Source organism: Candidatus Coxiella mudrowiae, assembly GCA_001077715.1.
GTDB classification, from domain to species: domain Bacteria; phylum Pseudomonadota; class Gammaproteobacteria; order Coxiellales; family Coxiellaceae; genus Coxiella; species Coxiella mudrowiae.
In genome coordinates, this window is the sequence record CP011126.1 from 1,570,371 (window position 1) to 1,585,406 (window position 15,036).

Below are 15,036 nucleotides of genomic sequence, written 5' to 3' on the forward strand. Positions count from 1 at the left end.
TTACCTAAGGGCGACATTCGCGTCATATCCATTGACTAATATCACTTCCTTTGCAGTGGGAATTTGCATCCCCAATTGTTTTTGCGCTACCTGTTGAATCCGCGATTGTGTGGACCAGGTACTTTGTTCTAATAACAATTTTCCCCATTGAATAAGTTCTTCAGCTTTTTTACGCTGTAAAATTTGGTATTGAATAAACAATCGTCGATTAAGATCTTTAACGTAAACAACTCCAAAGGCTGAACATAATAAAGCAATCACTAAGGAAACAACCAAAATTCCTCGTTTCGTTATTTGAAACGTGCGGCTTTGTCTCCTTAGACTTTCTGAGACAATGACACGAGTTGCAGTGTTCATGCTAATTTCTCCACGATTCGTAAGCGAGCACTTCGTGCTCGCAGATTTTCCCTGATTTCCGCCTCCGTAGGCTTAATCAGAGCGCCTATTTTTTTCAAACGGTGTTTCACTTCGCTTGCCAAAATTGGCAACTCCCGCGGCAAAAGATCACGCGATTCTTTTTGAATAAAACGTTTAACAATGCGATCTTCCAATGAATGAAAACTAATCACACATAATCGACCCTTTATCGCTAATATTTCCAAACATTGAGGAAGGCATTCACGCAACTCATCCAGCTCACGATTGATAAAAATTCGGATCGCTTGGAAGGTGCGCGTTGCTGGGTGTTTTTTAATTTTATGGCGAGGCGATGCCTTCGCTACAATTTCGCTTAATTGCAAGGTATGGGTAATAGGTTTCTCTTCCCGCGCTTTTACAATTGCTTCCGCAATACGTTTGGCATAACGTTCTTCGCCATAATTCCAAAGCACACGCTGAATATCTTCTTTGCTGGCTTCATTGAGCCAAGTCGCTGCATCCATGCTTTGTTCTGGATTCATTCGCATATCTAAGGGTCCATCCTTTGTAAAACTAAAACCTCGCTTGGGTTTATCTAATTGGGGGGATGAAACACCTAAATCAAGCACAATTCCATTCACTTTTCCGTACCATCCACGATTCCGTATCACCCTTTCCAGATTCGAAAAAGTCTCATGGACGATAGCGAATCGTTGGTTTCGAAAAGGGCCTTCAACACCGGTTGCAATGGCCTCGGGATCTTTATCCATTGCCAGCAAACGGCCCTCCGGCCCAAGTCGCTGCAACAAACCGAGACTGTTTCCCCCTCTACCAAATGTCGCATCGACATAAATTCCGTTTTGACGAATAGCGAGTCCTTCCATAACTTCATTAAATAAAACCGGTCGATGCATCATTTTATAAAGAAATTGTTCTTAATTCTGGGGGCAGTTTCTCTTCTCTGGGAAGTTCTTCTGACAACCAATCCTCGCGCACCAACCTCCCATTGCGATTCACCCCATAATTCAATTTTTTCCCTTGTCCTACCATACCAGCATTACCATCTGTCCTAATCGCGCATACTCTCGCAAAAGTGGAGGCACTAAAATCCGGCCATGATGCTCCAACTCCACTTCAGTCGCATGGCCCAAATCAATAGCCGTTGAATTCGCTGGCTTACCGGATGGTATCTGGGTAGACTCTCTAATTTTTTCAATTTCTTCCCACTGAGGGGTGGGGATAAATTAAAAGACAGCGTTCTTCTATGTCTAGTGAAGCTTCGAAACATCAGAATAGTTCCACATTTATCCACATTATACCACTTTTTTCCACAACACATCTAAATCTATAGCCCACTTTTGAAAAAAATGGAGATAAGAGAGAGCCTGAGCGAGCCTCACAAGGGAGTTTCCGCAACGGTCTCTCTATCGAGTGAAAGAGGAGTTTGGCGTATCCTCCTCTACTCCAGATGCTCCTCTACTCCAGAAGAGGAGCTGGTGGTTTTTTTTGAGAGAAAGATTAGGGAATAAAAAATGCTCAGAGACTTAACAGAGTACTTTACTGCTTTTAGTCTGGGAAGTTATTGAATTGGAGGGGGAACACCGACATCTTGCTCGCGCAAGAAACTGATCACAGATTGCAAATCATCCCATTTTTTTACCCGTAACACGTACTTTTTCGCCTTGGATAGCGGCTTGTACCTTTAGTTTTTGATCTTTTGAGAGTAACCACTTGTTGCACGCTTTTGTGTTGGATCACCAGTTCTTCGAGTTTCATATGTCCCACACCGATTTGCCGTTTGGAAAATTTATTTTGTAATATATCAATTATCAATCACTTGCTTGAGTTAAAAATCCGTTTCTGCTCGAAGAGTGATGGTGTTCCTTTCATAGTTATAAGTTGCTCCTAATCCTTTAAAGTCAAATCGCTTAGTGACCTCTCGGTTAGCCTGATCTACCACTACTACATTGCTCACTTCATGTTTGTTCAATTCAGAAAGAATAATCAAATGAAGGCATGACTTGACTCCAGCTCAGTGATTGAATGAGAATTTTACCATTAACTGCTTTTACCTAAAAATATTAAATATTAAAAGAGCATTAAATAGTAAAAGGCTGTGTCTTTTTAATTTTTCTCGTGAGAAAATATAGAGGAATAATACAATAGCGCTATAAAATAAATAAAAAAAATGGGAAGTTAATGAGACTAATACTTTTTTACACCCTTAGAAAAAACTGAAGAAAAATTGGCTGAATTGACAATACGTCGATTGGTAGAAGACCAGAAGAAAACGAATAGCGAATATGAAGAGTATCTAGCACGAATGGCTTCAAGAATATTTCCCATTCGTACTTAATTTGTTAGCGGAGAGGGGGCAGTTCTTTGCCCCCTCAACCAGAATCATTAAACCCAATCCAGGATTACTTTTCCGGCTTTACCAGATAACATCACATCGAAAGCTTGTTGAAAGTCTTTCAAAGGAAATTCATGAGTAATCACAGGTGAAATATCAAGTCCACTTTGCAAAAGATTAATCATTTTATACCACGTTTCGAACATCCGTCGGCCATAAATCCCTTTTATCGTTAAACTCTTAAAAACCACCAAATTCCAATCGATAGCAAAAGGCGTGGGTGGAATTCCCAAAAAGGCAATTCGCCCCCCATTGTTCATAACGGTTAACATACTGCGAAAAGCTTCTGCGTTGCCCGACATTTCCAAACCAATATCAAAACCTTCTGTCATGCCTAGGTTTTCCATAACTTTCGTTAGCGATGTGCTCGTGGGGTTTACTGCCAAGGTCACTCCAATTTTTTCAGCCAACTCTAATCGGTATTCATTAACATCCGTAATGACCACATACCGGGCACCAACGTGACGCGCAATAGCCGCTGCCATTAAACCCACAGGTCCTGCTCCCGTAATGAGGATATCTTCCCCTACTAAATCAAATTCCAACGCAGAATGTGCGGCATTACCAAAAGGATCTAAAATAGCTGCAATATTATCGCTAATTTGTGGAAGAATTTTATAAGCATTGCGAGAGGGAATTACTAAATAATCCGCAAAAGCACCGGGACGATTAACGCCCACTCCAAGGGTATTGCGGCAGAGATGTCTTTTACCCGCGCGGCAATTGCGGCAATAACCGCAGGTGATATGCCCTTCTCCTGATACCCGGTCTCCAATATTAAATCCTTTTATATCCTGACCCATTTCAACAATTTCACCCACAAATTCATGGCCTACATGCATAGGAACCAGTATGGTTTTTTGCGCCCATTCATCCCATTTATAAATATGTAAATCAGTTCCGCAAATCGCCGTTTTTTTAATTTTAATTAATACTTCATCACGCTCAGGTTTAGGTGCAGGGACTTCTGACAGCCAAATCCCAGGTTTTGATTTAAGTTTAGAAAGGGTTTTCATAAGTTTTAAACCGCTCCTATTTTTTTTCCTACACGTTCAAACGCATTAATCGCTCGATTAAGCTGTTCTTTAATGTGAATCGCCGACATTTGGACACGAATGCGGGCTTTACCAATTGGCACAACAGGATAGGAAAATCCAGTTACATAAATACCTTCTTTCAACAATTGATCGGCCATTTTCTTCGCTAATTGTGCATCACCAAGCATGACGGGAATAATAGGGTGATTGCCCGGAACTAATTGAAAGCCGAGCTTTTCCATATTCGAACGAAAATACTGACTATTCTCTTGTAATTGTTGGCGTAATCGTTGGCCTTCTGTTTTTAACAACTTAAGCACTTCTAACGAAGTGGCAACGATAACCGGTGCTACGGAATTAGAAAATAAATATGGTCGGGAGCGATTACGCAACCATTCGATAATTTCTTTGTGACCAGAAGTATAGCCGCCTGAAGCCCCCCCTAATGCTTTTCCTAGCGTTCCCGTGAGAATATCAACTCGATTCGCCACTCCACAATATTCTGGCGTTCCACGCCCATTTTCACCAATGAAACCTACCGCATGCGAATCATCCACCATCACAAATGAATTATATTTATCAGCTAACTCACAAATGGATTTTAAATCAGCGATAATACCGTCCATTGAAAAAACCCCATCAGTCGCGATTAATTTATAACGTGTGCCTTTTTCGTCAGCTTCCTTGAGTTTCATTTCCAAGTCCTTCATGTCGTTATTTTTATAACGATAGCGTTGCGCTTTACATAATCGAATTCCGTCAATAATACTGGCGTGATTCAATTCGTCACTAATAATTCCATCTTCCGGTCCCAATAATGTTTCAAATAATCCTCCGTTTGCATCAAAGCAAGAAGAATAAAGAATCGTATCTTCCGTTCCTAAAAATTGACTGATGCTTTTTTCTAGTTCTTTGTGAATATTTTGCGTTCCACAAATAAACCGAACTGATGCCATGCCAAAACCATATTGTTCCAGCGCTTTCTGTCCTACCTTAACCAACTGCGAATGGTCCGCTAATCCTAAATAATTATTGGCACAAAAATTAAGAACATATCCTGATCCCACATTAATCTCCGCATTTTGGGGGGAAGTGATAATCCGTTCTGACTTGTAAAGCCCTGATTTTTTTAAGCTTTCAATATCGGTGCGTAACTGATATAACATTTCCTGCATTTACGAATACCTCCAAAGGAAAATTATTTACTCTTAAACACAACAAGTCCTAGATTTATATACCTTAATCTGGTTAGATAAGAAAAAATCCGTAACCCTAACTTAGGGATCCATAGCTTTTCGAAGAGTTTAAATACTTTTACCGATCACAAGAGAATTATGCTTCTTACTTAAGCTCACTGCAATGGGACTTTTCTCCAATAATTATTAATGCGAAGTTATATTTTTTGATCCTTGCCACAATCAATGCCAACGAATGTCGACTAATAGGAATCCACGACTCCTAAAGCACAAACTACTAAATCATCACCTGCTCACTACTACAGTAGAAAAAAGAATGTTTGACCCTCATCTCTCCTTCTTATACTCTGATATAGTATATCCACTAACCAGAAAGGGCTCGATGCCTACAGGTACTTAGAATTAAAGGCTATCGTTTTTTCCTCTTCAGTCTAAAAATAAATCAACAACCTCATATATTCCATGTTGAATATGGAGATAAAGTAGCTAAATTATAGTTAAATCCGATAAACTTGGCTAGTTCATCCAGTTTTAGAAGTTATAAATTAACTAAAATTAGGGCAATCGTTATAGAATACAGTGAAAACTTTTTGGAAAAGTATGAATACCTTGGCCGTTAAATTTGATGATCATCCTATTGACGTGTCTTTCACACAAACTTCATTACATTACAAAAATAATCACCACTATTTCGAGTGTGGAGAAACTAGTGTGAAGTGCAAGTTTTTAACTAAGACATCAAATAAAAAGAAGTTCTCTTTTCTCTATTTTCTTAATTGACTGTATCGAGCTCCTTCGGATTCCTTTTCTTTTTCTCTTTCCGCGTTCTTGGGGCAGGTAACCATGGGTGCGTTGAGCCTGTGGAACGGATCTGTGCTATGATGAAGCTTCTTTGGGGCTCAATTTCGCTCAAGGTTTCTGATGTTCCTTTCGTTTCCCTTTCTTCATCGTTTTTTTCTTCTTCCATTAAGCGAACTTTTTTGCGAGGATTCTCTAACTCCTGGTCTCCTTCCTTTGAAGGTTTTTGGATTAGATGGATTAGGACAAGCGAATTTCGCAAGGATATATTTTCTTTTTCAAGCTGTTGCACTTTTTCCTTTTGATCTCTTATTTTTTTTTCAACGGGTTTTCTTTTTCTAATTTTTGCCGCTTAACTTAATCAGATGAAAGAATGGAGCAGCACTTTTCCAAAAATCCCACATCAATAAAATTTTCGTTTAGCAGAGAAATTACGCAGCTTTTATAATCTACTCCGTCTTCGTCTAAAGGCAAATTTTTAAACAAAAAATTAATTGGATTCTCATCGAAGGGTCCTGCCTCACAAAGCTTCAGAAAATCATTGGATAAAAAATCCTCCTCAGACCAAGGAAGATATTTTATTACTTCTGCTACAAAAGGGTCTTCCTCGCTACAAAGGGTTCTCACGAATAGGTAATCATTCTCCTCCGCAAGTACAGCTCTACCTTCTTGGGAGCAGCTTTCCAAATTTCTTTCGCAAACCCTAAACCGCGCTCGTAGTCGTAACGCCTGCAGAATACTGATGAGGAAAAAACTTGGGGTACGGCCACCCCCCAACTCCTCCACGTCGCTCATCATCACAGTCATTTGTTCTTTATCTTTATCAGTTACATTTGACTAAAGAAATTCAACTGTTTCAAAGCGACCACCCTCATGGGGTTTCCAGAAGGCCAAATAATTTTCATAAGTTAAAAATTCTCGTTGCTTTTCTTTTGACACAGAATCCCAGAGGTATTCAACCACACTAATGCTATTAGCATGGCAAGCTTTTCGAAAAAAAGTTGATGTGAATACGGTCTCTCTGAGTTCAGGAGTTAGTGAAACAAGTTTTGCACAACCTTCACTCGATCGTTGATGAAAACGCAGCTGATAGCATCCTCCAAGCGGGGATGGTCTATTAGTTCTATTAGTTCTATTAGTTCTATTAGTTCTATTAGTTCTATTAGTTCTATTAGTTCAGGGCATCCATTCTACAACAAGCGAATAGCACCCAGAATACTCCACTGACAAGAAAACGCGAAGGGCATTATTGGATTGTTGAGGGGAACCGTAATTCTTAGGAGGTCTCCCCCTCCCTGTAGAATATTCATTTTTACTAAATAGGAACTCAGTCGACCGCCGTATTTGTCTCCAACTTTCGGCAGCGGACCTTGCTTCCCGCGCTACATTAGCTGCTTCGTTTAGGCGGTCTCTCGCGCACAAAGCAACACATATTTATTCTGATATTGACGCCCAATTCTTTTACCTCCTTCGCACCACGCAGAAATAGCCTCCTTTATCTTTTTTTGCTTTTCCTTAGAAAAGTCGGAGGGCAAAGAGATTAATTTGCCCTCAAACGGGATCTTAATCGCAGGCAGGATCCGCAGGACGGCGGACGTACTGCAGTTTTGAATCACAGAACTCATTGTTCAGAAGAGATAGTAAAATTAAGACGGCCGTTTCTTTTAGTGCTGATTCAGCTAGCGATTCTAGTTGACTCATTTGTATTTCCCGTTCGCGCATTACTGGATTCTTCATTGTGCTTAAGATTTAAGATACTATTCATGGAGCTATTCCGTATTTGAAAACGCTTCCCTAGATTTTTAAAATTATTTTTATTTCAGTAACGTTCTAAAATCAAGCCATAAAATAAGCTGGCACAATACTGTAAAATTAAATTTTTATTTAATATATTTTTAATAATATTTAAGTATAATTTTAATCTTCGAATACATATTTTTATTTTCTTGAAGATTAACTTCGTAATTGAGAGCTGGAAAATTGTCCATTTGCGCCGTTTTTTAGGCCTATTCTGTTATTAAATTAAAATCAGGTCTTAAAGGCTTCTAATGATTCAAACAATTTAAAATGATCACCAATTTTGGGCTACCTTAACTAATCACCATTCTCTCCAGTAATAGTGAATACTTTTTCTGCTATATTACTCTGGCTATGCCCTGCTCGTTATAATCCATAAATTTTGCAACGCGGAATATAGGTCAAGTGTTTTTCCAATAATCAGCATTATTTCTCGACAGGGTGAGGAGGGGGCTGGCTAAATGTCCCTACTTACCTAATATATTTTTTATTATTCGCTTGGAAAGCACATTTTATTTAACTAATTTATCGGAAGTATAAAACCCCCGCTCAATATTGCCTATCATCAACTGTTGTAAAATTAGTTTAATTACTGAAGAAGCCCTTAAATCAGCTAGCGACGCATCGGTAAGGATTTACAAAAAAACAAAACAACTTTTTCATAATAAAGTCGTGCCGGAAGCGATTTTTTTGTGTCCGGAAAATGCGTGTTGTTTCGAATATCGTTGACAATTTCACTGAAATCCATTTTGGCTAAAATCAAAGCGCGATAACTCATCCGGCGTTAAACCATGGCAGTCGGGGTTATTCGTTTTTCCCGATACATTGATCGTAGTTTGATAAATTAAGCAAAGCCTTGACATTTTGCGCCAGTCTTTAAAGGGTGTTTTGACTGAAATTAAACGGCTATGGAAAGAGCAACAACTCGTTAAAGCCCGGCGGCGGTGGCATTTTTCTTTGTTTATTGGTCTGGGGAACAAATTAAAGCCCCAGATATATTTTCACCTTTACTAGAGATGACTCTATCACAATCCACCGACCACGAAGAATATTTCGTAGCTAAATTGACAAGAGTAGTATCAAGACCTACCGGATAGTTCAGTTTCAAAAAAGCATGGCCATCCTTACTCATTAATAAACACTCTTGCATTATTGTTATCTCTTTATAGTTAATAGTTATTTTTTTATATCGATTTGAATTTGGTAACAATGTTCCCGCGGGTTAGGGTCGTTGACACGACTCCATATTTTTAGACAGTTCGCTAACTGTAAGTATTGAAAATAATAAATAAAGCCAACCGATAAGCCGGGTTCTGTCGTGAACAGTCATCTATCTAGGATGTGTTGTCACCACACATCTCAAGCAGCCTACCCGAATCCAGTATGGGCCACACGATAAGGATTCTTATTTGGCCTTGCTCCGAGTGGGGGTTTACCATCGCCGTTGCTGTTACCAGAAACGCGGTGCGCTCTTACCGCACCATTTCACCCTTACTATCGAAATTCCGACAGCGGTATACTTTCTGTTGCACTTTCCGTAAGCTTTCGCCTCCCAGGGGTTACCTGGCACTCTGCCCTATGGAGCCCGGACTTTCCTCCCAGCTAATGCTGAGCGACTGTTTAGCTGGCTCACCACATATTATACCAAAATTTGGAATAAGGACGACGAAATCCCTACTTCCATGCTGGAATTCCTCCATTTCCAAGATATCTGCTTCGCCGTTTGGCGTACTTGACGTACTTGATTGGAGTGCAAGGCATCTACCAGTTGTTTAAAGCGAGGATCATTTTGATTGTTTTCGTAAGCAGCGACGATATTGGTATAAGGCGAATCAGGGCCCTCGAGAAATAGTGCATCTCGCGAAGGGATGATAAGCCTCTGGAATTACAAAATTCGTATTGATGGCTGTTAAACTCACATCGGTAAACGAATGTGGTAGTTGGGCAGCATCCAATTCGATGAAACGTAAATGTTTGGGATTGGTAACAATATCCAAAGGAGTTGTATTGATGGAAGCTCCAGGCTTTAAGCGGATTAACCCAGCTTTTTCCAATAAAAGGAACGCTCGAGCTTCGTTGCTTGGATCCTTGGGAATTTCGACCTTGTCACGGGTTTTTATCTGAGATAAGTATTTGATTTTATTGAAAAATAATCACATGGATACACGAAGGTTTTTCCAATTGGAACAATTTTATAACCCTAAACCTGGATTTGTACTTTTAAATTAGGAAATATGTTGGAACATATTGGCATCTAAACTTCCATATGCCAGCGCTTCATTTGGGATATTATAGTCAGAAAATTTAACGATAATGACGTGCAAACCATACTGCTTTAATGCTACTTCTTTGCCTGTTTCCATCAACTCAGTTTCTGGACCCGAAATAGTTCCTACGCGAATCGTATCTTTCGCTTCTTTTTGGTGGTACCCTACCCTGAGACTCCCAAAATAATGAGAGTCGTTACCAAGATAATGGTCAATTTTTTTAACATTTTTTACCCTTAATTCTTAATTATTTATAATGTGAAAGTCTTCGTGCAATAGCATCTCCGAGATATTGCAAAAATTGCATTAAAATAATTAAACACTAAGATGCTTACTATCATTACGCGAATATCAAATCGTTCATATCCATAACGGATTGTTAAATCTCTTAATCCTCCTACACCAATAGCACCTGCCATTGCAGAATAACCCCACTACGGTCACTGCCGTTAATGTGCCCCGAATTAAAGTGGGTAGCACTTCTAGAAACTAGACTTTCCAAATAATTTGTAACGGCGAAGCACTCATAGATTGGCTGGCTTCAACTAAGCCATAAAGGGACTTCTTGTAAAACTGTTTCTGTCAGTAGAGCAAAAAAAGGAATGGCACATAAGCTTAATGGAACAATAGCCGCTGCCGTGCCAATATATAAGTGCCTACAAGAAATCGCGTAAAATGAATAATCGCTATCATAAAAATAATGAAAGGAACCGAATATATAGCCTTAATTACCGCCAACAAAAAACGATTTAAAAAAGTTCAGGATAATAATTGTTTTTTGGGGTAACAAATAAAATTACTCCTAACGGTAATCCAATTATTACCGCCATAAAAGAAGGTATAATTACCATCTCAATCGTTTGCCAAATGGCATCAAGAATAGCGCCAATCATCTGCACTGACATAACCAAAAATCTCAACTTCTAAACCTTTATTTTTGAGGTAAAGAATGCCCTGCGAAAGGATTTCCTCATTATTTCGAACAGAAATTAACATCATTCCAATAAAATTGCCCCGCAAAAATTCTAAATTAGCTTGAAGGATATTTAGTTGATTCGTAGCAAAGCATATCCCTCTAAAATGGGCTCTTTCTGTAACCGGGTATGTAAATTTCAGGAAGTTTGATTTTAATTAAAGAATGAGTGAATTTTTTCGCGATTTCAGTTTTCGGTCGCTTAAATAAAGTTACAATATCGCTTTCTTCTACAATTCTTCCTTGGTCTAATACAGCCACTCGTTGAGCAACAGTTTTAATAATCTCTATTTCATGTGTGATTAGAAGTATCAACAATTTCGATTCGCAATTAACTTGTTTAATAAGTTCCAAAATAGAATGTGTGATTTCAGGATTGAGCACCGAAGTCATTTCATCTTAATTCCAACAAAGGGAGGACCACTTTTTTATTCGGTTTTACTTTTTCCGATGAGTTGTAGTGGAAATGCTACGTTTTGAATACCGTCCAAGTATTTAACAGATTAAAATGCTAAAAAAATCATATCCATTTGATGACGTACCCGCCGCAATACTTTCTCCGAAAACAAAGTGAGATTTTCACCATCGATAATATAATAGAACCCTTTCCAGGCCATTCCAATAAATTAACGTAGCGAATTAAGGTGCTTTTATCTGCACCACTTTTTCCAAGTAACGCCTACAATCTCCGCCACCCACTACATGTAAATTGACATCCTTCAATGCAGAGAAAGGCACTTATGTTGACTCACTCATTATACGTTTTTGTCATTCCGTAATTCAATCATGCCACACTAACTCATAATGTGGCTAATCGTTCTTCTAGAACGGGAAAAACCCTCCCTCTAACCTTGTAGTTATCGTATTCTTTCCTTTATTATGTTCACCCCATTAGCTAGGAACTCAGATGAGCAATAATCGCTTCGAAAATTACGCCCACGAAATTTATCAAACTATTTCCGATACCTGGGATAACAGCATCATCCCTCAATTAATAGAATATATTAAAATTCCTAATAAATCAGTTCATTACGATTCTAACTGGAAAGAAAATGGCTATATGGATAAAGCTATGACACTTCTAGTGGATTGGTGTCAGCAACAATCTATTCAGGGGATGCAACTAGAAGTAGTAGAGTTGCCAGGACGAACCCCTTTATTATTTATTGAAATTCCTGGCACCTTAGATGAAACCGTATTGCTTTATGGTCATATGGATAAGCAACCTGAAATGGCAGGGTGGGATGAAGACCTTGGACCTTGGAAACCCGTGTTGAAAGGAAATAGATTATATGGCCGCGGAGGCGCCGATGATGGATACGCGGTATTTGCCTCACTTACAGTCATTGCTACCTTACAACGTTATCAAATTCCCCATGCACGATGTGTCGTGATCATCGAAGGATCCGAAGAAAGCGGCAGTATTGATCTGTCTGCTTATCTTGAGTATTTAAACAACCGCATTGGAAATCCCACTCTAGTGATTTGCTTAGATAGCAGTTGCATCAATTATGATCAGCTGTGGTGCACTACTTCACTCCGAGGGCTCGTGGGAGGTGAATTAAAAATTGAAGTATTGGAAAATGGTATTCATTCAGGAGCTGGAAGTGGTATTGTCCCTTCGCCTTTTTCTATCCTGCGCCAACTTCTAGATCGAATTGAAGACAGCGCTACCGGAAGAGTGATTTTGGAAGAATTAAAAGTTCCCATACCCAATCAATATAAAGAGCAGACAAAAAAAGCCGCCCAGATGCTGGGAAATGGGACTATTCAAGGCAAGCTGCCATTTTTACCTGGCGTAAAGCCAGTGACCCCTGATGTTACGGAATTATTATTAAATGGGACTTGGCGTCCTCAACTCAGCGTGACGGGACTCGACGGTTTGCCTCCCGTCGCCAATGCAGGAAATGTTACCATACCTTATTTAAAAGTAATTCTCTCTATGCGACTTCCTCCAATCATTGACGCCAAAAAAGCCTCAGCTGTATTAAAGAATGTCCTAGAAAGAGACCCTCCTTACAATGCAAAGATATCCTTTTCTCCTGAGGCCGCTTCAAGTGGTTGGATGGCTCCTCCCTTAAGCGATTGGCTTTCTGTTGCTAATCAAACTGCCTCTCACCAATTCTTCGGAAATCCGGCTGCTTATTTTGGCGAAGGGGGAACCATTCCCTTTATGGGCATGTTAGGCAAAATGTTCCCAAACGCCCAATTTATGATTACAGGTCTTCTGGGGCCTAAATCTAACGCACATGGACCTAATGAGTTTCTGGACATCCCTACGGGGAAGAAATTAACAGCCTGTGTAGCTTCGGTTGTGACAGCCCACCACGAAAATTATAGTTCCAAATAAATGGCAGGATTTTTGGGACAAATCTTAAGTCCACATTCTAAAAATGTGTTTACAGCATTAATTTAAGTATAACGGCCGTTACTAATGCAAATAAGCTATGGTGGATCCATTTCCAGAACCGAGTTTGGAGATAACTCCCTTCGTATTGCCCTCCAAAATTAAGAAGGACGATAGTATAAATACCAATTCCCATCAATAAAATGAAAGACCATGTGTAAAAAATGAAGGCCTAATATAAGGGAGGGGGAATAGTGCCCGATCCTGGGGACTACATGGAGGGCCACCTGACGCAAAGAGACAAAGGCAGTAAATAAAGCTTCAACCGATGCCAATTGAGCGGGATGAAAGCGAAATCAGAGGTTGAATAACAAACCCACGCAGATGCTAATAAAGCCTACTTGCTGCAAAAAACAGAGAGAACAAGGAACCTCTCATGGAAAAAAACTGAAAAACTAGTGCTGTGGCAAGTATCAAAGATATCCCTAAAATTTCCAAACTATATTAAAGTGACAAAAAAACACTTTTTAATAACAGCAGATAGCGCCATAGGAAATTCCTCCTTAAAGTTCAATGGGTAAGGGACTCGTAATGTGAAGTTAAAATAAGACAACACCAGATATCAGCATAATTATAAAATAAGATAATAGCCGAACAATAAAAGCCTATCCAAATTAGTAAACCATCAATAAACCACAATATGAATAAATATCGTCATCATGGCGATTTATATCCTTCGAACGGAAATAATATAGGAAATAATATATATAGATTGATATCAATTTATTACCTCCATTGACATGATTCAAAGTTTCCATGCTCATTTGAATGCTTAAAAGAGCTCTATTCCTTAAATAAGAAGCCGTGATATAGTCCTCTATACTGAAAAATTTATGAAGCTAGTAAATTATGACTTACATATGAGGTGTTGATCATTGTCAGCGGAGCTGGAAGCTTAGCGCTGGCGTTGAACCTGGCCAATGAAGCCCAAGTGGCCCTCTTCTTCTTAGTAAAGAGGCACTTAGTAAAGAGGTACTTACAGGTAGCTCTTCCCCTCATACGCAAGGCAGCATTGCCGCGGTTATGGGAGCTACAGAGGATAGTATTGAATTGCATGTGCAAGATACCCTAAATGCGGGAGGCGGCTTATGCGACCCTGATGTTCTCCAAGCTACCTACTTTATCTCAAGCTAAATCAGCAGTCGAATGGTTAAACAAGGGGTGCAATTTACCAGCGATCCTAAAAAACGTTATTACCTAACTTAAGAAGGAGGGCATAGTTGTCACCGGATTTTCCACGCTGCTGATAAGACTGGAGCAGTAGTGGTAAAACGCTAGCCGAACAAGTGATCAATTATCCCAATATCGATTGTTTTACTAGTCATATGGCGTAGATCTGCTTATTGAAAAGAAAAGCTGCAGAGGGGCCTTGGTTTATATACCCAAAAACATTCGTGGTTATACCTTTACCACCCACCATATGGTTCTTGCTACCGGTGGCGCTAGTTTTGTCTATCTAGATATCAGTAATCCTAATTGCACCAGTGGCGATGGAATAGCAATGGCTTGGCGAGCAGGATGTCGCGTAGCGAATTTAGAATTTAATCAATTCTATCCCATTTGCTTTTTACTATCCTTTAGCCAATTATTATTCAATTTCTGAAGTCGTCCGGGGAGAAGGAGGTTATTTATTGCTTCCGAATGGTAATCGCTTTATGCCCGCTAATGACAAGCCGGGCTGAAATGGCTTCCCGTGATATTGCAGAAAAACCAACTGGATTGTGTCTATAGTTAGATATAAGCCCCTATCCTGCCGATTTTATTAAAAAGGCCCTTCTTCCCCCTCCCCCA

At 39.5% G+C, this 15,036-nt stretch carries 11 protein-coding genes, 1 other RNA gene and 2 pseudogenes; 2 read left to right on the top strand and 12 right to left on the bottom strand.

Features of this window, described 5'->3' with window-relative positions:
* The 12 genes and pseudogenes from ftsL to CleRt_RS12575 all read right to left on the bottom strand — a co-directional run bounded on the left by ftsL (position 1) and on the right by CleRt_RS12575 (position 11,231).
* On the bottom strand, positions 1-357 hold the full coding sequence (gene ftsL / locus CleRt_RS07355) for a cell division protein FtsL (RefSeq protein ID WP_048875637.1): 357 nt from the start codon (positions 355-357) through the stop codon (positions 1-3).
* A complete protein-coding gene (rsmH, locus tag CleRt_RS07360) occupies positions 354-1,274 on the bottom strand; it encodes a 16S rRNA (cytosine(1402)-N(4))-methyltransferase RsmH (RefSeq protein WP_048875638.1) in 921 nt (306 codons plus the stop codon). The genes ftsL and rsmH overlap by 4 nt, the downstream gene beginning before the upstream one ends.
* 126 nt (positions 1,275-1,400) lie before the next feature.
* A complete protein-coding gene (locus CleRt_RS14580; protein WP_503465668.1) occupies positions 1,401-1,508 on the bottom strand; it encodes an MraZ-related protein in 108 nt (35 codons plus the stop codon).
* A 415-nt stretch (positions 1,509-1,923) separates the two neighbouring features.
* Positions 1,924-2,375: pseudogene (locus tag CleRt_RS07370) on the bottom strand (YajQ family nucleotide-binding protein).
* Between the two features lie 385 nt (positions 2,376-2,760).
* Positions 2,761-3,786: an L-threonine 3-dehydrogenase gene (gene tdh / locus CleRt_RS07375; protein WP_048875639.1), complete on the bottom strand. Its 1,026-nt coding sequence runs from the start codon at positions 3,784-3,786 to the stop codon at positions 2,761-2,763.
* A gap of 5 nt (positions 3,787-3,791) precedes the next feature.
* Positions 3,792-4,982, bottom strand: coding sequence for a glycine C-acetyltransferase (locus CleRt_RS07380; RefSeq protein ID WP_048875640.1), 1,191 nt, complete (start codon positions 4,980-4,982; stop codon positions 3,792-3,794).
* 3,902 nt (positions 4,983-8,884) lie between these two features.
* Positions 8,885-9,230, bottom strand: an RNA gene (gene rnpB / locus CleRt_RS08530) — RNase P RNA component class A.
* Between the two features lie 7 nt (positions 9,231-9,237).
* On the bottom strand, positions 9,238-9,471 hold the full coding sequence (locus CleRt_RS13580) for a MetQ/NlpA family ABC transporter substrate-binding protein (protein ID WP_306686869.1): 234 nt from the start codon (positions 9,469-9,471) through the stop codon (positions 9,238-9,240).
* Positions 9,431-9,961 (bottom strand): annotated as a pseudogene (locus tag CleRt_RS09415) (MetQ/NlpA family ABC transporter substrate-binding protein). Before CleRt_RS09415 ends, CleRt_RS13580 begins: the two are co-directional and overlap by 41 nt.
* 653 nt (positions 9,962-10,614) lie before the next feature.
* Entirely contained in the window at positions 10,615-10,770 is a 156-nt protein-coding gene (locus CleRt_RS12565; protein ID WP_235379010.1) for an ABC transporter permease family protein, read from the bottom strand.
* Positions 10,739-10,864, bottom strand: coding sequence for a hypothetical protein (locus tag CleRt_RS12570; protein WP_235379011.1), 126 nt, complete (start codon positions 10,862-10,864; stop codon positions 10,739-10,741). The genes CleRt_RS12565 and CleRt_RS12570 overlap by 32 nt, the downstream gene beginning before the upstream one ends.
* Before the next feature lie 76 nt (positions 10,865-10,940).
* Entirely contained in the window at positions 10,941-11,231 is a 291-nt protein-coding gene (locus tag CleRt_RS12575) for an ATP-binding cassette domain-containing protein (protein WP_053097934.1), read from the bottom strand.
* 514 nt (positions 11,232-11,745) lie between these two features.
* Here CleRt_RS12575 and CleRt_RS07420 point away from each other — a divergent pair.
* Together CleRt_RS07420 and CleRt_RS13585 are read left to right on the top strand one after the other, a co-directional pair.
* Positions 11,746-13,188, top strand: a complete 1,443-nt coding sequence (locus tag CleRt_RS07420; RefSeq protein ID WP_048875646.1) for a M20 family metallopeptidase — start codon at positions 11,746-11,748, stop codon at positions 13,186-13,188.
* Between the two features lie 1,426 nt (positions 13,189-14,614).
* A complete protein-coding gene (locus CleRt_RS13585; RefSeq protein ID WP_053097936.1) occupies positions 14,615-14,848 on the top strand; it encodes an FAD-binding protein in 234 nt (77 codons plus the stop codon).
* The last annotated feature ends 188 nt before the right edge of the window (positions 14,849-15,036 follow it).